We start from the raw sequence: 21,682 nt of genomic DNA, 5'->3' as shown, positions 1-21,682 counted from the left end.
TCCTGTAATAACTAGATATATTTTCAATAATGTTAAATGGAAATAATAGATTGTAAAAATTCCAGATGAATTTACTTATCGGAGAGAGGGGGAGGATGATAAGAAAATTTATCAGTTTTATAATGAATTATATTTAGATGTGAAAAAAGTGTGATGTAGATTGGTAAGTGACTGATATTTTAATAAATAAGTAACACGTTAAGAGCCTCTGGTTATCTTGTGGATGTGTTGCTATTGCATTGGCTACTTTATTAAAGAGTGCTTCAACATAAGATAGTTCAATATTTTTTAAAATAACCGCTTGTCTGTTTACTAGCAAGCGGACACTTATTGAAGCATGCCAGAGTGAACCTGTACCCCTGTACTTGTTAATGAATATATTCGCCCATCGCCTTTTTCAACTAGCCCACTATTAACAAGTTGTCTGAGATGAAAGTTAAACTTGGTATGATCTTCAATCCCAACGATTCTGCATAAATCCATGAACTTCATTTTACGATGGATTTTAAGTTGCTTGACGACTGAGCGACGAATTGGATTAGAAAGAGCACTAAAGATCAGATCTTCGTTTCGATCTTCGATAGCCTTTTGGGGAGAGCGTTCCGCATAAACCCGTTTGAGGGTAACGGAGAGCGCGGGTAGGTTAAATGGTTTGGTGAGAAATTCATCTGCGCCTTTTTTCATTGCATCTACCGCGATATCAACGGTCGCAAAGGCAGTCGTGATGATAACGCCAATATTGGGTTGAGAGCGTCTTAATGAAGAAAGCGCTTCGATTCCTGTCATACCACCCATAACAACATCGAACAGAGCAAGGTCATAATGCTGCTCTGCGGCCGAATCAAGTGCATCTTCAGCAGTACTGAACGCGGTGACATCAAACGCTTCTAGCGAAAGCGCTTCTACCAGCGCCTCTTTAAGCTCTTGGTCGTCTTCTGCGAGTAAAAGTCGTAATGTCATTAGATGTTCCTTGGGAGGCGAATTTCGGCGGTTAGGCCAAGGCTATTATTGTGCAGGGTCAGAGCCCCATTATGTTGTAAGACAATCTGTTTAACAATGGCAAGACCCATTCCTGTTCCTTCACCTTTGGGTTTGGTGGTAAAAAAGGGTTGGGTGGCTTTAGAGAGCGTCGATGGATTCATTCCCCCCCCATGATCGGATACCAAGATGACGGCGTGCTGTTTGTCTCGCTTAGATTGGATGTAGATCTTTTCTCCATTTTCTGTTGCATCAATGGCATTGGAAAGTAGGTTTGTGATGACCTCTTCTAATAATCCAGCATCGCCTATCACAGCAAGGTTGTTTTCGATATCGACAGAGAGTTTATAGTTTTCTAGTCGGTACTGATTAAGAGACAGTGCAGATTGTATCAGTGTCTCTATATAAACAGTGTGACGTTTAATGGGTCGTTGATGAGCATAATTCAAAATTTCCTGACTGATGTCCGCCGCTCGAGTTAAACCATGGCGAATTCGGCGCAACTGCCTTTGCTGAGCCTCATCATCAGTGAGGTGCCTTTCTAGTATATCGCAGCTCATCATGGCGCTGCTTAGTGGGGTTTTCACTTCGTGAGCCACGGCAGAGGTGAGCTCTCCGAGTTCAATCAGTTTTGCATCGTGAAGTGACTGGCTTAAATTCAGTTCTATTTGTTTGCTACGCTCTTTCTCAAAGACCTTTAACGCATTTAGCAAGGTGAGCCAGATAGCACAAGCGCAGAGTGTTCGGATGAAAATGACCCATAGGCCCATGTTTGACTGTAATACTCCCGTGCTAAAGCCATAACAAATAAAAGCAATACCACACATCTTGAAAGGCATTGAAGCATCGTGCCCGTCACGCTCCAATACATTGGCATAACTATAAATGGCGAGTCCTGCAAGAGCGCCTGCACCGAGTCCAAAAATCAAACGAATTTGTTGAGACGTATTACTTAGATAAAGTGCGTACTCTTTACTACCAAAGCGAAGAAATAAGCTACTAATAAACAGGACCAAAATGCAGCTGATTAAAAATTTAATAAGACGCGGTTGAGGCCATGTGGTGAGAGAAAGCATTTTCCAAGCGAAGGCGCCTAAGGCGATGTATGAGACCCACAGCTTAATCGTCTTAAATGTTTTTAATTGAGTGAGATCAGTAAACTCCTGACGGTAGATGATGAGGTAGAGTTCAGACCATTCGTGTAGACCATGTAGCACCCCAAAAGTCGCTAGAATAGGTAAAGCATGGGCAAGGCTGATTCGGCTTTTGCTTAGATCTTGAAAATGAATTGAGAAAAAGATGGCAAAAAAAGCCAAACCATAAACAAGGTAGAGATTGAAAACGAGTAATGTGTGCATGTAAGAGCGGTCATGGAAAAGTGGCGTCTCAATAGTAGCTTAGTAAGACGCTATAAACAGAGTGAGCCTTTAAATATTAGAGCTGAATTAAATTGTCATTGCGTAATATTGGTTCATGAAGGCGCTTACTTAAATGCGCATGCTAAAATCTTATCGTTCGCAATGTTATTTATCGGTATGAAGAATGTCTGTTTCACGTGAATTTAATCTATATTGAGTATGAACCTTTTCTATATAAGGGAGTCAGATATAACTGTTCATCGTTTTTCTCTTTTTCTGACGCACTTCATTTTTTGTTATTTATCTGTCAAATTTAAACACTTAATATGAAACATTTCATAACTATGAAATGTTTCATTCTTGGTGGTTAAGTTATTATTAATTACTATGCACTTTCCGTGATAGATCCCGTCAAATCTCATGAAATGAAACCGATTTCAAGTTAATTATGGAGTCGGTAGTTTGAGCTAACCCATTGACCTAATTGACCTCCCGTTCTTGGTTGTTGTTTCCTGTTGTTTCATGACACATTCATGCTATTACCGATGTGAACCATAACGCTCTTTTCAATTGTTTCATTAATTAATATTCCCCTGTACCAAAACAAATCTAAAGAATAATAGGGAAATATAATGAAAAACTTCAAGCTTTTGCCAGTAAGTATCGCAGTGGCAGCCACACTTGCTTCCGCCTCTTCTTTTGCAGCCGATGACGTAGCTTCACTAGAGCAACGTATCCAAGAACTAGAAGCTAAGGTCGTGACTCTGGACTACGTAGATGACCAACAGCAATCGGCGTTAACGTCAGAAACACCTGCGCCATTAGGTATTGTTTTCTCTGGTTACGCTCGTTACGGCGCTGCATATCAAGAAGGTGACTCAAAATACGTAAGTGTAGGTAGCACAGGCGCTGCTGTTGGTCGTCTTGGTAATGAAATGAACGGTGGTGAGTTTCAACTAGGTAAAGTATTTGAAACAGAAAGCGGTCAGAAGTGGAACGTCGCTGTGATGCTTGATCACTGGTCTGGTGAAGGTTGGGGTAACGGTTTAGCACTTAAAAAATTCTATGCAGGTGCGAGTAACATCTTTGAAAGCCAACCAGATCTCTATGTATGGGCTGGTCGTGACTTCCACCAACGCCCGCAACAAGGCTTGAATGATTACTTCTGGATGTCTCACGATGGTCAAGGTGGTGGTTTCCAAAACTTTGATTTCGGTGGCGCTAAATTTGACCTAGGTTTTGTTGGCCAAGTAAATGGCGAATACGATGATGAAAATGGTAACTACGCGATTACGTCTAAGCTTCACAGCATTGATGCGGGTATCGGTAATCTAGACTTGTATGCAAACTATGGTTTCACTTCTGAGAAAGTAGACTCTAGCGAAACAGCATTCCTACTTGGTGCAACTCTTGGTCTAGGTTCTTCGAACAAGCTTGTTATGAAGTACGGTGATGGTGCTGACAACTCAGTATTTGAACTTGCGGGTGATAAACAAGTTGTTTACGTAAGTTTAGAAGGTGGTGTTAACCCGAGTGATAAAGTATTTATTGATTACTTAGCGTCATATAAAGATATTTCAGGTAAAGATGCTACTGAAGCATCAGAATACTCTGCAATTGTTCGCCCAATGTACAACTGGGATGACACACACTCTACATGGTTAGAAGCTGGCGTAGGCATGGTTGATTACGCTGATGATGGTGAAGACCAAGCTTGGAAAGTCACGCTATCGCAAAACATCTCTATGGGTGGTCTACCTTGGAGCCGTCCAATGCTTCGTTTCTACGCAACAGTGGGTGACGTAGAATCTAAAGGTACAAACGTTCCAACTACAAATGTAGACACTCTTACACTAGGCGCAATGTTTGAAGCGTGGTGGTAATCCACTACTAGGTTACTAGGTTCTTGATTGAACCTAGTAACTTAAATGTTATTAGTAAAGTAATTTTACTGTCCATAATTTGGTCCTGAAGGCAGACATTGGGACCACTATTAATCGTTTGATTAACTCCATTCCCCCGGGCACTTAAGTGCCCGTTTTTTTTCTAAATTTAAAATGACAGGTGTTTCTATGCAGTTAACATCACTTGTGTCCCGGGTTTATCTAGGTTTTTTTCTATTAATCGCCATAATGCTCGGCTCCGCTTGGTTTTCTATTCAAGGCAACCAAGAAGTAACCTCCAGAATCGAATCAATTACTCAGCAATCCACCCCAATGATGGTTCGCTCAGCAGAGTTAACGATTTCATTTCTCAATATCAATCGCAGTGTTTCCCCTTATCTTTCAGCAATGTATATCGATGAGCTTGACCCGCTTAGAATGGATATAGAAGCGAATATTGAACAGTATCAGCAAAGGTTGGCGTGGTTTGATGAATTAGCGCGCAGTAACCGTGATATTTCAACGGCTGTCGAAGATATTAAGCAAACAAGCAACCAAGTGCTTGAGGCCCTTACCGCACTACTAGAAACCAATATCAAATACCTCGACACCAAAGACCAAGATCTTTATAGCCAAACTCAGTTTCAACAATTAGCCGGTCAACTGAGCAGCAGCCTTGTTAAAGCCCTGGCAAGCGCACAGCCAAATGAGCAAGTGGCCATTGAAGCGGTCTTGTCACAAGTGAGCTTGCTCGTTGGTGATGTTAATGAAGTCTTTTCTCTGCAAGATATGGTTGAGCTTCGCTCTGTAGAGCGCTCTTTTAATGGCCGAAAAGAACGTTTTGATACAGCATTAACCGATTTGAAAGCGCTCTCACAACCTATCTATTCTCGTTTGAACCAACCCCTGAAACTGTTTGAGCAGCAAGTCTTCACAAATAAAGGGGCAGTCACTTTGCATGTTGAAGCCGCTCGGATAAATGAAGAGCTCAACGAACAGCGCATTGCGTTGGAATCTTTGATAGATGTCGAGCTTGAACACATTGACGTCCTCTCCAGTTATGCAGCCAGTGTCGGACATGAGATGTATGTAGAATCAACGGAGCAGTCCCATCAAACACTGATTACTCTGTTTATCATCTCAGCGATATCAGTTGTGCTGGCTATTTTCATTGGGATTAACATTGCCAATATGATCAGAAGGCCCGCCAAGCTCGTGAATTTAGCCCTAGATCGTGTTGCAGAGAAAGACTTATCGGCACGTGTTGAATACAAAGGTGATAATGAATTCGGGTTGCTGGCAACGAAAGTCAATCTGGTTATTGATCACCTGTCAGAGATGATTACCCAGATAAAAACGTCGTCAGAACAACTCAATGAAGCGTCTCTTGAGAACCAAAGCACCAGTGGGGACCTTAATGTGGCGATTGATGAACAAACGGCGCAAACCATTCAAGTGGCAACAGCGCTAGAGCAAATTGAATCATCCGTGGCAGAGATTGCTCAATCCGCGAATTCTACTCTCTCGTTAGTGACCGATGCCGTGAGTAATTCAACCTCAGGTCAGGCATTAATGGGTGATAATGTGGCTATTATTAATCAGCTCTCAGAGAAGCTCACCGCATCGACTCAAACGATCCATCAGGTAGAGCAAGAGAGTAGCAGTATTGAAACTATCCTTGATGTGATTACCGGTATTTCAGATCAAACCAACTTACTGGCGTTGAATGCGGCCATTGAAGCGGCGCGGGCAGGGGAGCAGGGCAGAGGGTTCTCTGTGGTTGCGGATGAAGTCAGAATGTTGGCAGGTAAAACAAGCCAGTCTACCCAAGAAATAAAACAGAAGATCGATCAGCTACAAGAAAGTTCGAACCTAGCGGTCTCGCAGATCAATGAGTGCGTGGACTATATGGCGAGCTGTATTTCACAGGCCGATGGAGTCAATAGCTCACTACAAAACGTTCACCAGCTTCTTAACCAAGTTGAAGATCGCAGTCACCAGATTGCTTCTGCAACCACAGAGCACCAATCGGTGGCGCAAGAGGTCGCTCAGAACGTCAGCCAAATTCATAGTTTAGCAGAGCAAAATACCGAACGTTCAAAGCAACTTGCCATGCACGGAGAACAGCTTGAAAAAATGGCAGAAACCCAGTCTGAACTGACTTCAACCTTCAAGTTGTATGAAGAGGAGGATGTTGATTTTGATGTCGATAGTGAACAGTTTAAAGCCGGATAGTAGTTCGATTAAATTGTAAAACTAAAAAGGGAAGCATCGGCTTCCCTTTTTCAGGTTACGTACCTATTGTAAGCAGAACGGCTCTTTCCACGATTCCAATTTCTCTTCAAGATTGAAGTGCTGGATAAGTGACTCATCAATCGGCTGATTTTTAACTAAGCAGCTTGCGATATAAACCGCACATGTTGGGCCGAATGTTTGCCCCTTGAGCTTTTCTGGAGCGTTACAAATTAAAATACATTCAATGATAGGAATGGGAAATCCCCAAAAGTGCAATAAATACCCACCAAGCTGTTCGGACTTAGTATTGAATAAATATTGCTCCAGATGAACTTTGTTGTCTTCTTCTTTATTTGTGCTCGTATAGGCTGTCATTAAGTCATTAACAATCATCATTCGAACATATTCACCAATACGATGAAGAATACCGATAAGAAAGGTTTGGTCCCGATCTTCTCGCCTGACAAAAGAAGAGGCCAAAATGGCGACTCTTAAGCTCTGTGATTGAAGCTCTTCTAGGGATTGATTTGGTTTATCTGTTGAAACGGAGTAAACCTCTAACATGCCGATAATGCTAGTAATGACTTGCCCACCTAATCTGGTGATGGCTGAAGTAATGCTGTCAATTTGGGTTCGTCCACGGAAAATGGCATTGTTTGAGGTGTGTATTATTTTTGCACACATAGCTGGGTCTTGGCTGATGAGCTTAGCGATCTCTTCCATTGACGTTGTGTCGTCTGCCAATTTACTCTTCACCTGGAAAAAAAGCTTAGGTGGAATAGGAAGAGAGGTAATGCTGCCAATGGCACTTTGAATAACGCGATCTGGAAACAAAGATAAGATATTGGCGATACGGTTTACTTCGTCTTTAATGGCCTCGGGCTCACACGGTTTCATGAATGCAAGGTGAGCGAAGAATCCACCTTTAATCGTGATATCGGGATCCGAATACCCAGACAAAGACGCACGGATGACGGAAGGGTGTTTTTCACTGACTATTTTAAGAAGTTCGGCGCCATTCATTCCTGGCATCAGCATATCTGAAATAATGAGGTCGATAGGTTCCTTCTTGAGGGTTTGTAAGGCTGCTTGCCCGCTGGTATCGGTAAATATTGTCCAACCCGTTCCATATAATGCTCGCTTTAACCCATTTAAAACTAATGGTTCATCATCAACCAACAGAATGTTCACTATGATCTCCTTGTTGCTCCGCTGAACTTAGATTTGATAACGGTAACTTAATCGTAAATGTTGTGCCTTCATTATGTTGACTGTCTACTTCAATGAAACCGTTATGCTGCTCTACAACGACAGAGTAAGCAATGCTGAGTCCTTGCCCTGTCCCTTTACCGACTTCCTTAGTGGTAAAGAAAGGATCAAAGATACGTTCTGATACCTCTTTAGGCATGCCGCTTCCATTGTCTTCAATTTCAATTATTAGCCAAGGTTCTTCAGCTCGCGTTGATATTTTTATCAAACCTTGTCCGGCGTCACCATGTTTATCTTTAATGGCATGAGCCGCATTGATGATGATGTTAAGTATGACTTGATTAAATGGGTCTCGGTAACAAGAAATAGCGGGTAGGTCATTTGAAAAGTTGGTTTCAACCGCAGCAACGTAGCGCCATTCTCCTCGAGCAACGGTGATGGTTGACTCAATCGCTTCATTGATATCGACCATGAGCTTTTCGTCATGATTAGAGTGTGAGAATGACTTCATGGCACCAACAATATGGCTGATACGTTGTAGCCCTTCAAGAGATTGACCAATAGCCAGTGGAACCTCTTGAGACATAAACTCTAAGTCATGCTTACTCCATATTTCTTCAAAATCCAGTTTATTGCCTAAGTTAGAGGATTGGTTGTAAGACTTGGTTAGTTCTTTTATCTCAGAAAGGCTGGCGAAGCAGTTTTGGAAAGCATCTTTTAAAAATGCAGTATTATCCGAAACATATTGGGTGGGCGTGTTGATTTCATGTGCTATCCCTGCGGTGAGGTGACCGATAGACTCAAGCTTTTGTGCTTGTCTTAACTGGCTTTCTAACTCAATACGCTTAGAAATGTCACGGACAATGCAATTGTATAGTCGGTTATCGCCACTCAACGTCGACATCGGGGAAATGCTGATCTCGACTGGAAATATCTTTCCACCTTCAGTCTGAGCATCAATGGATATCGCATTTCGGTTGGAAGTGGAGGCCGTGAGATATTCGTTTAATTTCGATAGATCAAAAGAGGGCATGAGTTGCTGAATATTGAACTTATTATTATCGGAATGCTGCGATTCAAACATTTCCCAGCTCTTGTAATTTAAGCTTTCAACTAACCCTTTCTCATCAAAGATAATGAGGCCATCGGCAAGATTATTGACGATGTCTTGTTCTCGAGTGATACGGGCTTGTACCGACAACTCGGCGGATTGTAATCGTGCATCTACAATTGAACATAGTATGGTTGCAGACATAATAAGTAGGACAAATGCAGCAACAATAATGGCAATAATGTGGGTGCTAGAAGATTGATGGCCCTCACCCATACCTGCCCCCAAGCTATAAAAGCTCGCCGCTTGCATTGCGGTATAATGCATAGCTGCAACAGAGAGCCCCATAACGGCAGCAATCATGACCCTTTTTATTGATACTAATGTTAGTGAATCTTCGTTGGAGTTTGATTAAGTAGATAGCGATGCAGGCGAAAAGGTGAGCGATGGCTATTGACGCTAGGAACCAAGAAAAATCATAGGTGAGCACGATATCCATCTTCATCGCTTCCATCCCAAGATAGTGCATATTGCCTATACCAAGCGCAAGACATAGCCCCCCAACCTGGATATCTAAGATCGTAAATCTTTGCTTGTAAAGAACTTGAAATGCAAAAAAAGCACCGACCATCGGAGGCAACAGTGAGAATAGGGTGATAGCGGTGTCGTATGACATATCATGACGGATATCGAAGGCGAGCATTCCTGTGAAGTGCATTGCCCAACACCCTGCGCCGAAAACGATGCTACCGAACAGCTTCCAAAGTTTAATGGTCTTCAAGGCGTTAGAGTGCCAAATTCGATCGACAATCACGAGACAGGAGTAGGCCGATAGAGAGGAAATAAATACCGATAGAGTGACTAAGTAAAGATTGTATTCACCATGAAGTAGTGTGTAGTTTTGCTCGTTAACGGCATGAAATCGCCAAAAATCGATCATTGTTTTAAGCCCTTATGCGTTGTCATCACAATGCACTTCGAGAGTGAGTGCTTCACTGATAATTATTAATTGATAATTACTATCTATTGTTCTTTTCTGGTTGTTCTGAACCTATCGTTTTCAGCCGTTTAATTTGCGCTAGGTGTCTTCCTCTTCCGCTAGAGATATTTCAACTTGCCCAGAAATTGCATTGTTCTGGAGGCAGTGTTGAATGATTCTTAAAAGAGGCTCAGTGACTCTTTGCCCTTTTCCTGCGACCAATTGTTCTCTGTCTGTCCATATTTCTTGTTTGAGAATCATATTGGTTGAAAGTTTGGTTAGGTCTACGAACATTTTGGGCGGAGCAAGTGATAGGGTTGTTTTGAATGCCTCTAGGATTTCAACATCGTATTGTTCAGATCGTTGCTCTAATGTTTCAGTCGCTTGATCAGGCGTTGCTCCTTCTTTTTCTAACCTAACGTAATCACAAACAACCTTTAGCATTCTAGAGCCTAATGGTAGTGCTTTCCCTTGCATTTCATCATAGGGAGGGCCTTCACCATTGAAAGCTTTATCCTGATACAAAATCGCTTTTGCGATCGATTCCATTCGCGGTATTTTTCTTAGTAAATCGTAGGATAGCCGTGGGTGCTGTTCATAAAGTTGCTGATCTTCTTCAGACAGCGTATTCCCTCGGGAGATATTTTGGAGTGTTTGTTGGGGGAAAGTAATGTATCCAAGCTGCGAGAGTTGCACCATGGGTTGAAAACTCCAGTGCTTCTTCAATTTAAGCGCTTTTCTAAGTTGGAACATGTGAAATTGAATTCGAGCGTTGTGTTCATTTAACTGAGGACTTGCTAGAGAGAGCACTTCATTTAAGACGCTAATTGTTCCTGCTAGGGTCTGGTTGAGCAATACTCTTTCCGAGACGATCAGATCGTACTGGCGAAGTGCTGATTGAATAAAGGTGAGAAGCTCCGGGGGGGTACAAGGTTTACTAATGAAACGAAATACGTCGCCTTTATTGACGGCATCCACCGCTGTTTTCTGATCGGCATTTCCGGTGAACATCATTCTCACCGTATCAGGCGAGATGATTTTTATCGCTTCTAGCAGTTCTAGGCCATTCATCTCAGGCATCTGCATATCGGTAACAATAACCGCGTATTTATTTTTCGCGACGAGCTCAAGAGCCTCTTGCCCAGAGTTAGCTAGCTCAATATCTATTTGATTGCGCAGTGTTCGACGAAATGAGTTCAAAATATTGACTTCATCGTCAACCAACAAAACGGTGTTGCTCATTGACTAATACTCAACAGGTTGTAGAGGTTTAATTAGTGTAGTGCACAATTGGCGCTTGCTAGTAATTCTGGCATGGAAATCTGATAGTTATCGTTAGAATGTAATCTTAGTCGTGTTTGAACTACATGGTAGTGTTAATTATATCTATAGTGGATAATTGGAATAATGACGCTATTTTATTCGAGTAACCGGTTTAAGATTTTCTGTTAAGTGATTCATTTGTCACTAATATAAGTCCAGATTAAAATCTGAATCATCAATGAGTAAAATCTCGCTTCCATGAAACAGTTTCATGGCGTGAAATGAAACTGCAATAACTCTCTATATTTACTAAATTGCCATTTTGGCGCAGAGTCTAGTGTGATTAAAATCACGTAATTACCCCCTAAAATCCTCAATACTCAACCTGTAAGCGGTTTCAAGTAACGCACTTCAAAATGAGAATTCGAGGTTTCTTTGGCAACGATTAAGCATGTATCTGAATACGCAGGCGTTTCACAGGCCACAGTATCTAGAGTCATTAATGGCACTAGCCGAGTCAGTCATGACAAAAAGTTAAAAGTAGAGAAAGCAATCAAACATTTGGGTTACCGCCCTAATTCGATTGCTCAAGCTCTTGCTTCAAGCCGAACAGGAAGTATTGGCATTATCGTTCCTGAGTTAGGTGGCCCTTTTTTCTCAGAGCTCTTACATAACTTAGAAGCTAATTTTCGTCGCCTTGGGTATCACGTCGTGATCACCGCGGGGTCAAACACTGAAGAAGGACAGCAAGAGTCGGTTGAATTTTTATTAAGTCGTCGTGTAGATGCCATTGTATTACACGCTCAGCAGCTTACTGATGACTATATAATTACTTTGGAAGAGAAAGGTGTACCAGTTGTATTGATAAACCGATTTATTCCTGAGATTTCAACTAGCTGTATAGATGTTGACAACGAGCTTGGGGGCAAACTTGCTACTCAGCATCTATTAAAAATGGGGCACCGCCAAATCGCTTGTATTACAGGGCCACTCGATAAGTCAGACGCACGGGGGCGTTTGCAAGGATATCGAATCGCACTGGAAGAAGCGGGTTTGCAATATAACGAAGCGTTGGTTTCTGAGGCGGGCTTTACTGAGGAAACAGGTGTCAGTGCCATGAAGAAGTTATTGAAGCGTGAATGTCAATTTACCGCAGTCTTTGCTTCTAATGATCACATGGCATTTGGGGCGTTTGAAGTGTTGAAAGAAGCAGGAAGGCTAGTACCAGAGCAAGTCTCTTTGATTGGCTTTGACAATATTCTTTTTGCTCGTTACCTCACTCCAGGCCTAACCACAATTAACTTCCCCATTGAACAGGTGAGCATTGAAGCTGTGCAGCTCGCTATTCAAAAACTGAATAAAAACAAAAGAGATGTGAATTTCAAATTATCACCGACGTTGGTGGTGAGGAATTCAGTCAAGGACTTACTCAATACCCTATAAAAAATATTAAGGATAACACATGAAATTTAAGACCTTAGCGCTTGCTAGCGCGGTTGCTCTTGGACTTGCTGCTACAGCTAATGCGGCAGACAATCAAATCCGTTTCGATGGCTTTCCAGATTTCGACAGTAGCTTAAAAGTACTACTACCAGATTTCGAAAAAAAGACGGGTGTGAAAGTTGATTACCTAATGAACAACCACGGTGACCACCATACTAAACTGACTACGAACCTAGCAACAGGTTCTGGTGCAGGTGATGTCATCGTTGTTGACGTTGAAAAAATCGGTCCATTTGTGGCTTCTGGCGGTCTTGTAAACCTTTCTGAAAAATATGGCGCAGATAAGTTTGAGAAGAGCTTTGCACCGTATGCGTGGGCACAAGGTAAAGGCGCTGATGGTGGCATGTACGGTATCCCAGTCGATCTAGGTCCTGGTGTGATGTATTACCGTACCGATGTGTTTGAAAAAGCGGGTATTGATGTAGAAGAAGCAATCAAAGATTGGGATTCTTACATTGCAGCGGGTGTGACACTAAAAGAGAAAAACGTACAGCTAATCGCATCAGCAGCTGATGTAGCACAAGCGATCATCTACACAACGGTTCCTGAAGGTGAAGGCCTTTACTTTGATAAAGATGGCAACCCTGTTGTAACGTCTGAGCGTTTCGTTCACGCATTTGAAGTTGCGAAAAAGATTCGTGAAAAAGAGCTTGATGGTCGTATTCTAGCTTGGTCTAACGAATGGTACGAAGGCTTCCGTAACGGTACGTTCGCTACTCAACTTTCTGGTGCATGGCTATTGGGTCACCTAAACAACTGGATTGCGCCAGATACAGCAGGCAACTGGGGTGTAGAAAACCTTCCTGATGGCATCTACGGTAGCTGGGGTGGTTCATTCCTTTCAATCCCAACGCAAGCGGCTAACCAAGATGACGCTTGGAAGCTTATCGAATACATGACAACAGATCGTGAGGTTCAACTTAAGAGCTTCGAAACCATTGCAGCATTCCCTGCAAACGTAACGACTTACGATGATGCAATGTTCAATGAAGGCGTTGAGTTCCTAGGCGGCCAGAAAGCACGTCAAGTGTTTGCTGAAGTAGCGAAGAACATCAAGCCAGTACAACCAGCTAAGGGTGACCACGTTGCACGTTCAATCATTCTAGAAAATGCTCTGATGGAAGTACTTGATGAAGGTAAAGACATCAAAGTAGCACTTAGCGAAGCTGAGCGTCTAATCAAGCGTCGTACACGTAATCTTTAATTTAAAATTTTAAGTAAGTAACCAAGAAGGTGTGGAAACGCGCCTTCTTGGTAAGAGGTCGTTACTATGAGCCAAGCTGCGAGCAACGTCATGGATACATCTGAAAGTAAAAGCTTTTTTTCTCGTCTGAATTTGAAAGCGCTTACACCGTATGGTTTCCTTCTGCCGTTTTTGATCATTTTTTCTGTTTTTGGGATTTTCCCGTTACTGTTTTCTGTTTTTCTATCATTTCAAGTCTGGAACCCTGTAGAGGGGATGGACGCAATGCGATTTGTAGGTTTTGAAAACTACTCAATTGCATTAACTGACCCGTGGCTTTGGCGTTCACTTAAGAACACCGTTTGGCTAGCGCTAACATCGGGTATTGCACAGCACCTTGTTGCGATTCCTGTTGCCTATATTCTAGTTTCAATGGGTGACCGCCTGCGTCACTGGTTAACGTCTGCGTATTTCTTACCATTCATTACATCAACGGTTGCCGCGTCGCTTATCTTCTTCAACATGTATTCGCCTAACTCAGGCATTATCAACCAAACCTTGATGGCACTGGCTGATAGCACACTATTTGGTTGGGCATTTGCGTGGGTTGATACTGCTATGCCAATTCGCTGGTTAGACGATGCAACCATGATCAAACCTTCTATCGCGATTGTTATCTTCTGGAAGTACACCGGTTTCAACATCGTACTTTACACCACTGGCCTAATGACGATACCAAAAGAGATTCTAGAAGCCGCTCGTATGGATGGCGCGAACGCCTTCCACCGCTTCTGGCACATTTCACTACCGATGATTCGACCATTTATCTTCTTCGCAATCACGATGACTATCATTGGTAACTTGCAGCTATTCGAAGAACCGTTTGTCTTGACTCGTGGCGGCGGCGGTACTGGTCAATCTGGTCTAACAATCTCTATGTACCTTTATAAAGTCGGTTGGGAATGGTTAGAGATGGGCACAGCATCAGCAATCTCATGGCTACTATTTGCACTTATCGCAACATGTACGGCCGTTCAATTCTTATTCTTTGGTAAGAAAGGTCTAGGGGAACAATAAGATGACGACTTCAATAAAGACAAATTCATCGCCCCTCGCAGGGCTTATGCCAAGTGACCGAGTGATTCATATCATGACTAAGGTTGCGATGGTGATGCTGGCAATAGTATTGATTATTTCAGCAATCATTACGGTATTTCCATTTATCTGGTCAGCACTATTATCAACGCGTGATCGTAGTGAGATCTTTGGTACAGGCATCAGCTTAGCCATTGGCGACAGCTTGTCGTACAACTACGCACAGCTACTTGAAATCATGCCGTTCTGGACAGCAATGTTTAACTCTATCTACGTTGCGTTCCTAGGTACGACTATCTCACTGCTGTTTTGTAGTATGGGTGGTTACGCGTTTGCCGTATTCAAGTTTAAAGGTAAGAACGTTCTGTTTGGTATGTTGGTCGGTTCAATGGCGATTCCGCCTGTACTGAGCCTGATTCCTTACTTCATGATCGTTAAGTTCTTGGGCTTGTTGGATAATCACATTGCCGTTTGGCTTCCGTTTACCACAACGCCATTTGGTATCTTTTTAATGCGTCAGCACGTGATTGCTTCGATTCCAAAAGAGCTACTAGAAGCGGCGAAGCTCGATGGTGCAGGTGAGTTTAGAACCTACTGGAGCGTAGTACTTCCATTGATGAAGCCTGCTTTAGCAACACTGGCCATTGTACAGTTCGTCTTCTTCTGGAACATGTTCATGCAGCCACTTGTGGTACTGAACTCACCAGATAACTACGTGATTACTCAGGCACTACGAAGCGTACAGGGTATTCCAAATACACCTTGGGGCGCAGTAATGCTTGGCACAACTATCTCGATACTACCACTGGTTATTACCTATCTATTTGCTTCTAAGCAGATGATTTCAGGTCTAACCTCTGGCGCTGTTAAAGGTTAATCGGGATAACGATGATGAATAAATATCAACTTCCAAGTGACTCAAAACTGCTTCAATCAGACTTTGTCTTTGGCGTTGCAACATCGTCTTATCAAATTGAAGGTGGTGTGGCTGAAGGTGGCCGCACCCCATCAATCTGGGATACGTTCTGTAAGACACCAAACAAGGTAGATAACGGTGACAATGGCGATGTGGCCTGTGACCATTATCATCTATGGCAACAAGACATTGAGATGATTCAAGGGTTAGGTGTTGATGCCTACCGCTTATCCATCGCTTGGCCGCGTATTATGCCTCAAGATGGCGTGGTTAACCCTGAAGGTCTTGCGTTTTATGAAGAGATTATCGATGAGTGTCATGCTCGCGGTATGAAGGTTTATGTGACGCTTTATCACTGGGATTTACCGCAGTATTTAGAAGATAAAGGCGGCTGGCTAAATCGTGAGACGTCATACAAGTTTGCGGAATATGCACGAGCGGTTAGCGCGCATTTTGGCAACAAAATTGATGTATATACCACATTAAATGAACCGTTTGTTTCTGCCTTTTTAGGTTATCGCTGGGGAAATCACGCTCCGGGCATTAAGGGTGAACGTGAAGGCTTCTTAGCCTCGCATCACTTGATGCTTGCGCACGGTCTAGCAATGCCGATTTTGCGTAGCAATGCCCCTCACTCAAAGCATGGTGTGGTGTTTAACGCATCACCGGCTTACCCAGCAACAAGCAAAGATCAAGGCGCGGCTGATTATAGTGAAGCAGAAAACTACCACTGGTTTATGGACCCTGTATTAAAAGGGGAGTATCCGCAACTTGTGGTGGAGCGTCAGTTGGTCAACATGCCAATGATTCTAGAAGGCGATTTGGACATTATCAGCGCCCCCGTGGATTACGTCGGCATTAACTATTACTCACGTGATGTGATGCGTTACAACGAAAACGGTGACATTGAAAAAGTGATCCAAGAAGGTGCTGAGCACACTTTTATTGGTTGGGAAGTTTATCCTCAGGGTTTGACGGACTTATTGGTGCGTCTCAATGAGCGTTACGACAATATTCCACCAATATACATAACTGAGAACGGCGCAGCTTGCGACGATCATAGCGTTGTAAATGGTCAGTTGAATGATGAACAACGCGTTCGTTATTTCCAAAGCCACTTAAATGCGGTCGATCAAGCAATTAAGGCTGGCGTTAGAGTCGATGGATATTTTGCATGGAGTTTGATGGACAATTTTGAGTGGGCCTTTGGTTATTGCCAACGTTTTGGCATGGTTCACGTCGATTATCAAACTCAACAAAGAACACTGAAACAGAGCGCGATCACGTATCGAAATACGCTGCTAGCGCGCGCTGAGGAGAACAAATAATGGCTAAAGTAGAATTTAAGAACATCAAAAAATCATTTGGTGACGTAGAAGTAGTAAAAGAGTTTGATTTCACAGTAAATGATGGTGAATTCGTGGTTTTCCTTGGCCCATCTGGCTGTGGTAAGTCTACGACACTGCGTATGCTAGCAGGTCTTGAAGAGATCTCTTCTGGTGATATCTACGTTGGTGATAAGAAGATGAACAAGGTTGACGCGAAAGATCGCGACCTTGCCATGGTATTCCAAAGCTACGCGCTGTACCCACACATGACGGTTTACGAAAACATCGCTTTTGCTTTGAAACTCAAAGGTATGCCTAAGGCTGAAATTGATACTGAAGTTCGTAAAGCGGCGAAGATGCTTGAACTTGATCCACTATTGGATCGTAAGCCAAAAGAGCTGTCTGGTGGTCAACGTCAACGTGTTGCTATGGGTCGTGCAATGGTTCGTACACCGAAGGTATTCCTCTTTGATGAGCCGTTATCAAACCTTGATGCGAAGCTTCGTGGTGTGATGCGTGAAGAGATTAAACATCTACACCGTGAGCTTAAAACAACGACGATTTACGTAACGCACGATCAGATTGAAGCGATGACCCTGGCTGACCGTATCGTTATTCTAAAAGATGGTTATGTGGCTCAAGTGGGGACGCCGACAGAAGTATTCCAACGTCCGGCGAATAAGTTCGTGGCACAGTTCATTGGTAACCCATCAATGAATATGCTTGATGCACAACTTGTCGAAAAAGAGGGTGAGTTCTTTGTTGAATTAGGCGATACGCTGATTCCACTACCTGAGCGCTTCAAAGCACACGCTTCTAAGAATCTAGCACTGCACTTTGGTGTTCGTCCTACGGATATCCATTTACGTGCTGAGCAAGTGGACCACGATCGAGTACTGCCTTTCCCTGTGAAGATCAAAGACAAAGAACTTCTGGGCGCAAGTATTCTTCTGAAAACGGAGATTGGCGGACAAGACCTGATGGTTGAAACGCAAGCCGCTGAAGTCGATGTTGATACGCTAACGCTTTACTTGGATCTTGATGCATTCCACCTGTTCGATGCACTAAGCGAAAACTCGCTAGCAATCTAACCACTTAGGCTTACGCAATACGTGAAGGTCAGCCCCTTCACGTATTCAATCAGAATTTACTTTAATTGAAGCTCTCTCATATGAGATCGGGCTAGGGATAGTGACGATGAAATTCGGATATTTTGACGATAAAAACAAAGAATATGTCGCAACGACACCATGTACACCCATCAAATGGTGTAACTACGTTGGTACGTTAGATTTTGGTGGCATTGTTGATAGCAACGGTGGTGTTCTGCTTTGTAAGGGTGATCCAGCGCTTAACCGTATTACTAAATATATTGCACAGCTACCAAATTCAGACTTTAAAGGGTCTACGCTGTACTTAAAAGTGCGTGACTCAAAAGGAAAGGTAGAAGTTTTCTCTCCTTTCTATACGCCGACGCTAAAGCCGCTCGACAAGTTCGAAAACCACACGGGTCTTTCTTACACCACGATCATCTCAGAAGCGTTTGGCGTACGTTGTGAAGCGACGTTCTTTGTACCTAATGATGCGCCAGTCTTACTGCAAGACATTAAAGTCACCAATATTAGCGATGAAGAGCTACATGTTGATGTCGTTCCTGTGTATGAATTTACTCACTTTGATGCCCTTAAGCAGCTACTTAACGCTGACTGGGTTCCTCAGACAATGACGCTAAAAGCGCATAAGCAAGTGTCGGGTCATACTGTACTTGAGCAGTTTGCTTTCATGAAGCGTGATGCTTCTGTCAACCTGATGACGGCAGACCGTGAAGCCACCTCGTTTGATGGTGACCGTCAGAAGTTCATCGGTAATATGGGTTACGGCAGCTGGGCAGCACCGGCTTCTTTGAACGAAGAAGAACTGGGCAATACAGAGTGTCTGCGTGGCGACAACATAGGTGCACTGAACCTTCGTTTAGGTTGGTTAACTCCAAAGCAAACAGAGCGTACTGTAGTTCAATTAACCCAAATGGATAATGTAGAGCAAGCGGAACCGATGATGGCGAAATATCGCGATCATGCGAATGTCGATGCCGCTTTTAAAGCATTAGCCACGCACTGGGATAGCTATTTAGCGACGGTTCAAGTCGAGACGCCCGATCCTGCAATGAACTCGATGCTCAACGTGCATAATCCACGTCAGTGTCATACGACGAAGAACTGGTCTCGCTACCTATCTCTTTACCAATTGGGCTACGGCGCACGTGGTATCGGTTTCCGTGACTCATCGCAAGATACACTGGGTGTGATTACACACATGCCAGAAGAAGCGCGTGAGTTTATTGAGCGTTTACTGTCGGTTCAAAATACCAATGGTTCGGCAATGCACCAGTTCTTCCCTTCTACAATGGAAGCGAATGCAGGTGATTCACGTGAAGAAGAAGATCGCCCTGACTACTACGGCGATGATCACCTTTGGATCATCTATGCCGTTACCCAGTACGTAAAAGAGACAGGCAATGCGGCGTTCCTAGAGAAAGAGATTCCGTTCTATCAAAAAGATAAAAATGGTAATCCTGTAGAATCTGCAAGCGTATGGGAACACTTATGTCGTTCGATTGATTTCACTTACAGCAATACGGGTAAACATGGCTTACCACTGCTTGGTTTTGCTGACTGGAACGACACCGTGAATCTGCCAACGGGCGCAGAATCGATGATGGTTGCGAACATGTACGGTAAGGCACTACTCGACATGCTAGACCTTTGTCAGCTTCGTGAAGAGACCGAACTGGCTAAGCAATTCCAAGCTCAATACGATCAGATGCAAGCAACGGTCAATGAATGTGGTTGGGATGGTGAATGGTTTATTCGTTATTTTGATGAAGCGGGCGCGCCAATTGGCTCTCACACCAATGAACAAGGCCAAATCTACACCAATGGTCAAAGCTGGCCTGTGATTTCTGGCTTCGCACCACAAGATCGTGCCACTCAAGCGCTAGACTCTGTGTACAACAAGCTGAACACAGCAAACGGTATTAAGCTTTCAACGCCAGGTTACAACGGTTTTGATCCTAAACTGGGTGGTGTTTCGACTTACCCACCAGGGGCAAAAGAGAATGGCGGTATCTTCCTGCACTCTAACCCTTGGGTAATGATTGCTGAAGCGAAAATGGGCAACGGCGAGCGTGCTTACGAGTACTACCGTCAGATCAACCCAGCGTCGAAGAATGACGATATCGATACGTTTGAATCTGAGCCGTACTGTTACCCACAAAACATTCTGGGCGACGAGCACGAGCAATTCGGGTTAGGTCGTAATGCTTGGTTATCGGGAACGTCTTCTTGGACTTACGTAGCAGGTACACAGTGGATTCTTGGTGTACGCCCTGAAGTGGATGGTCTACTTGTGGACCCTTGTATTCCTGCGGAATGGCCTGAGTTTAAAGTTCGTCGTCAATTCCGTGGTGCGGTGTATAACATCCATGTGACTAACCCAAGCAATGTTTGCAAAGGTGTACTGGAAATGCGCGTCAACGGTGATTTGATTGATGGGAATACAGCACCAATTTTCACCTCAGGTGAGCATCAAGTTGATGTCATTCTAGGCGCTAAGTAAAGGCTAAACATATAAGGGCACTCAATTGAGTGCCCTTATTGGGTCATCGAGACAGTTAATAGCATGACATGTTTAAGCGCTTAACCATTAACCATAGGGGCTAATAACCACAAACGTTTAAACGCCATAACGTGCCTGACATTGCCATTCAAATTGGTTTTTCTGATGAGGATTAAGGGTGAGTAGACCGATGCGGTTATTGAACGCATTAGCAGGGCATGTCATCGGTTCGATTGCTAGGCTAGGTTCATTGTCTGGTGTATAGAGTTGAATGAATGGATAGCTTGTATCTTGCTGATAGTAAAGAGCGCACTTGCCATCTTTACCCTCAAGTGAAAGCTCAATTGGGCTTTGAAGATCAAACTCAAAGCAATGATTAAGAGCGACATTCTCAAGTGAGGATGCAGAGTTAAAGCGGTTAAACGGGGACTTATTACCACTTGGAAGATCGTTAATGTGCTCAAGCTCAACGCAGTTTGGCATTGTCAGTAAGCAATGCTCGCGCGGAGTGTTCAGCGTAAAGTAAGGGTGCCAAGCATCCCCATAAGGAAAAGATTGAGAGCCTAGGTTCTCTATGGATGTAGAACAGCGAAGTTGACCTGATTGGTCAATTTGATAAGTAATATCAAGAACAAAAGCGTGGGGAAACTGTGGATGCAATGCATCGGTTTTAAAACGTAATGTAACCGAAGCTTGATTGCTGTTTACCGTGGTATCAATGAGATCGAACGGTTGGTTGTACAGTAATCCGTGTACCGCGTGTTCAGACCAAGGAAAGTTGGCAGGCAGTTGATAGTGTTGATCATCAAATTGATATTCGCCATTCGCCAATCGATTTGGGAAGGGAAAGAGCTTAGCACTACGAGAAAAGTAGGGGTTTTGCTCGGTCAGTTCTTGGGGGCTTGAATAGCCTTGAATAAAAGAAAATGGACTGTGGTTGACAACGTACTTATTTATGATTGCGCCAAATCCATTAATTACTTGCAGTTCTATTCCATGTTTAACATTTATTATTGTGACTGAGTCATAATTACCAAATGTTTCTTTTTTTATTTCGAACATTGTTATTATCTCCATTTGGTTTAG

Annotated in this window: 16 protein-coding genes; 9 read left to right on the top strand and 7 right to left on the bottom strand. The window is 43.3% G+C overall.

Going from position 1 to position 21,682, the window contains the following annotated elements:
• Positions 1-327 precede the first annotated feature (327 nt).
• Together KP803_RS12300 and KP803_RS12295 are read right to left on the bottom strand one after the other, a co-directional pair.
• On the bottom strand, positions 328-960 hold the full coding sequence (locus tag KP803_RS12300; RefSeq protein WP_248009134.1) for a response regulator: 633 nt from the start codon (positions 958-960) through the stop codon (positions 328-330).
• The gene (locus tag KP803_RS12295) at positions 960-2,336 is read right to left on the bottom strand and encodes a sensor histidine kinase (protein ID WP_248009133.1); all 1,377 of its coding nucleotides are present in this window, start codon (positions 2,334-2,336) and stop codon (positions 960-962) included. Before KP803_RS12295 ends, KP803_RS12300 begins: the two co-directional genes overlap by 1 nt.
• A gap of 632 nt (positions 2,337-2,968) precedes the next feature.
• On the opposite strand from KP803_RS12295, the gene KP803_RS12290 reads away from it, so the two are divergent.
• Positions 2,969-4,219, top strand: coding sequence for a carbohydrate porin (locus tag KP803_RS12290; RefSeq protein WP_248009132.1), 1,251 nt, complete (start codon positions 2,969-2,971; stop codon positions 4,217-4,219).
• A 189-nt stretch (positions 4,220-4,408) separates the two neighbouring features.
• A complete protein-coding gene (locus tag KP803_RS12285; RefSeq protein WP_248009131.1) occupies positions 4,409-6,454 on the top strand; it encodes a methyl-accepting chemotaxis protein in 2,046 nt (681 codons plus the stop codon).
• 63 nt (positions 6,455-6,517) lie between these two features.
• Here KP803_RS12285 and KP803_RS12280 read toward each other — a convergent pair whose 3' ends face one another.
• From KP803_RS12280 to KP803_RS12265, 4 genes are all read right to left on the bottom strand, one after another.
• Entirely contained in the window at positions 6,518-7,645 is a 1,128-nt protein-coding gene (locus KP803_RS12280; RefSeq protein ID WP_248009130.1) for an HDOD domain-containing protein, read from the bottom strand.
• Positions 7,626-9,077 (bottom strand): ATP-binding protein, encoded by a 1,452-nt coding sequence (locus tag KP803_RS12275; RefSeq protein ID WP_248009129.1) that lies wholly within the window; start codon positions 9,075-9,077, stop codon positions 7,626-7,628. Before KP803_RS12275 ends, KP803_RS12280 begins: the two co-directional genes overlap by 20 nt.
• On the bottom strand, positions 9,004-9,654 hold the full coding sequence (locus tag KP803_RS12270; RefSeq protein WP_248009128.1) for an MHYT domain-containing protein: 651 nt from the start codon (positions 9,652-9,654) through the stop codon (positions 9,004-9,006). Before KP803_RS12270 ends, KP803_RS12275 begins: the two co-directional genes overlap by 74 nt.
• A 138-nt stretch (positions 9,655-9,792) precedes the next feature.
• Complete coding sequence (locus KP803_RS12265) at positions 9,793-10,935, bottom strand: HD domain-containing phosphohydrolase (protein WP_248009127.1); 1,143 nt, start codon at positions 10,933-10,935, stop codon at positions 9,793-9,795.
• A 456-nt stretch (positions 10,936-11,391) separates the two neighbouring features.
• Between KP803_RS12265 and KP803_RS12260 the strand changes: the two genes are divergently transcribed.
• The 7 genes from KP803_RS12260 to KP803_RS12230 all read left to right on the top strand — a co-directional run bounded on the left by KP803_RS12260 (position 11,392) and on the right by KP803_RS12230 (position 20,596).
• Entirely contained in the window at positions 11,392-12,399 is a 1,008-nt protein-coding gene (locus tag KP803_RS12260; protein WP_248009126.1) for a LacI family DNA-binding transcriptional regulator, read from the top strand.
• A gap of 19 nt (positions 12,400-12,418) precedes the next feature.
• A complete protein-coding gene (locus tag KP803_RS12255; protein ID WP_248009125.1) occupies positions 12,419-13,663 on the top strand; it encodes an ABC transporter substrate-binding protein in 1,245 nt (414 codons plus the stop codon).
• Between the two features lie 66 nt (positions 13,664-13,729).
• The gene (locus tag KP803_RS12250; RefSeq protein ID WP_248009124.1) at positions 13,730-14,719 is read left to right on the top strand and encodes a carbohydrate ABC transporter permease; all 990 of its coding nucleotides are present in this window, start codon (positions 13,730-13,732) and stop codon (positions 14,717-14,719) included.
• 46 nt (positions 14,720-14,765) lie between these two features.
• Positions 14,766-15,614, top strand: a complete 849-nt coding sequence (locus KP803_RS12245) for a carbohydrate ABC transporter permease (RefSeq protein WP_248009327.1) — start codon at positions 14,766-14,768, stop codon at positions 15,612-15,614.
• Positions 15,615-15,628: 14 nt separating this feature from the next.
• Complete coding sequence (locus KP803_RS12240) at positions 15,629-16,981, top strand: GH1 family beta-glucosidase (protein WP_248009123.1); 1,353 nt, start codon at positions 15,629-15,631, stop codon at positions 16,979-16,981.
• Positions 16,981-18,072: an ABC transporter ATP-binding protein gene (locus KP803_RS12235; RefSeq protein ID WP_248009122.1), complete on the top strand. Its 1,092-nt coding sequence runs from the start codon at positions 16,981-16,983 to the stop codon at positions 18,070-18,072. The genes KP803_RS12240 and KP803_RS12235 overlap by 1 nt, the downstream gene beginning before the upstream one ends.
• A gap of 106 nt (positions 18,073-18,178) precedes the next feature.
• The gene (locus tag KP803_RS12230) at positions 18,179-20,596 is read left to right on the top strand and encodes a glycoside hydrolase family 94 protein (protein ID WP_248009121.1); all 2,418 of its coding nucleotides are present in this window, start codon (positions 18,179-18,181) and stop codon (positions 20,594-20,596) included.
• Positions 20,597-20,713: 117 nt separating this feature from the next.
• Here KP803_RS12230 and KP803_RS12225 read toward each other — a convergent pair whose 3' ends face one another.
• Positions 20,714-21,658: an aldose 1-epimerase gene (locus tag KP803_RS12225; RefSeq protein WP_248009120.1), complete on the bottom strand. Its 945-nt coding sequence runs from the start codon at positions 21,656-21,658 to the stop codon at positions 20,714-20,716.
• Positions 21,659-21,682: the final 24 nt, after the last annotated feature.

The sequence above is a fragment of the Vibrio amylolyticus genome, assembly GCF_023145695.1.
In the GTDB taxonomy this organism is placed as follows: Bacteria; Pseudomonadota; Gammaproteobacteria; order Enterobacterales; family Vibrionaceae; genus Vibrio; species Vibrio amylolyticus.
Note: the sequence above shows the minus strand (reverse complement) of the source record. Positions and strands in the feature narration are given on the sequence as shown.

Bases quoted from the DNA above. Each gene is read 5' to 3' on its own strand.
- KP803_RS12300 (WP_248009134.1), bottom strand. From the start codon at position 960: ATGACATTACGACTTTTACTCGCAGAAGACGACCAAGAGCTTAAAGAG.
- KP803_RS12295 (WP_248009133.1), bottom strand. From the start codon at position 2,336: ATGCACACATTACTCGTTTTCAATCTCTACCTTGTTTATGGTTTGGCT.
- KP803_RS12290 (WP_248009132.1), top strand. From the start codon at position 2,969: ATGAAAAACTTCAAGCTTTTGCCAGTAAGTATCGCAGTGGCAGCCACA.
- KP803_RS12285 (WP_248009131.1), top strand. From the start codon at position 4,409: ATGCAGTTAACATCACTTGTGTCCCGGGTTTATCTAGGTTTTTTTCTA.
- KP803_RS12275 (WP_248009129.1), bottom strand. From the start codon at position 9,077: ATGATTGCTGCCGTTATGGGGCTCTCTGTTGCAGCTATGCATTATACC.
- KP803_RS12270 (WP_248009128.1), bottom strand. From the start codon at position 9,654: ATGATCGATTTTTGGCGATTTCATGCCGTTAACGAGCAAAACTACACA.
- KP803_RS12265 (WP_248009127.1), bottom strand. From the start codon at position 10,935: ATGAGCAACACCGTTTTGTTGGTTGACGATGAAGTCAATATTTTGAAC.
- KP803_RS12255 (WP_248009125.1), top strand. From the start codon at position 12,419: ATGAAATTTAAGACCTTAGCGCTTGCTAGCGCGGTTGCTCTTGGACTT.
- KP803_RS12250 (WP_248009124.1), top strand. From the start codon at position 13,730: ATGAGCCAAGCTGCGAGCAACGTCATGGATACATCTGAAAGTAAAAGC.
- KP803_RS12245 (WP_248009327.1), top strand. From the start codon at position 14,766: ATGCCAAGTGACCGAGTGATTCATATCATGACTAAGGTTGCGATGGTG.
- KP803_RS12240 (WP_248009123.1), top strand. From the start codon at position 15,629: ATGAATAAATATCAACTTCCAAGTGACTCAAAACTGCTTCAATCAGAC.
- KP803_RS12235 (WP_248009122.1), top strand. From the start codon at position 16,981: ATGGCTAAAGTAGAATTTAAGAACATCAAAAAATCATTTGGTGACGTA.
- KP803_RS12230 (WP_248009121.1), top strand. From the start codon at position 18,179: ATGAAATTCGGATATTTTGACGATAAAAACAAAGAATATGTCGCAACG.
- KP803_RS12225 (WP_248009120.1), bottom strand. From the start codon at position 21,658: ATGTTCGAAATAAAAAAAGAAACATTTGGTAATTATGACTCAGTCACA.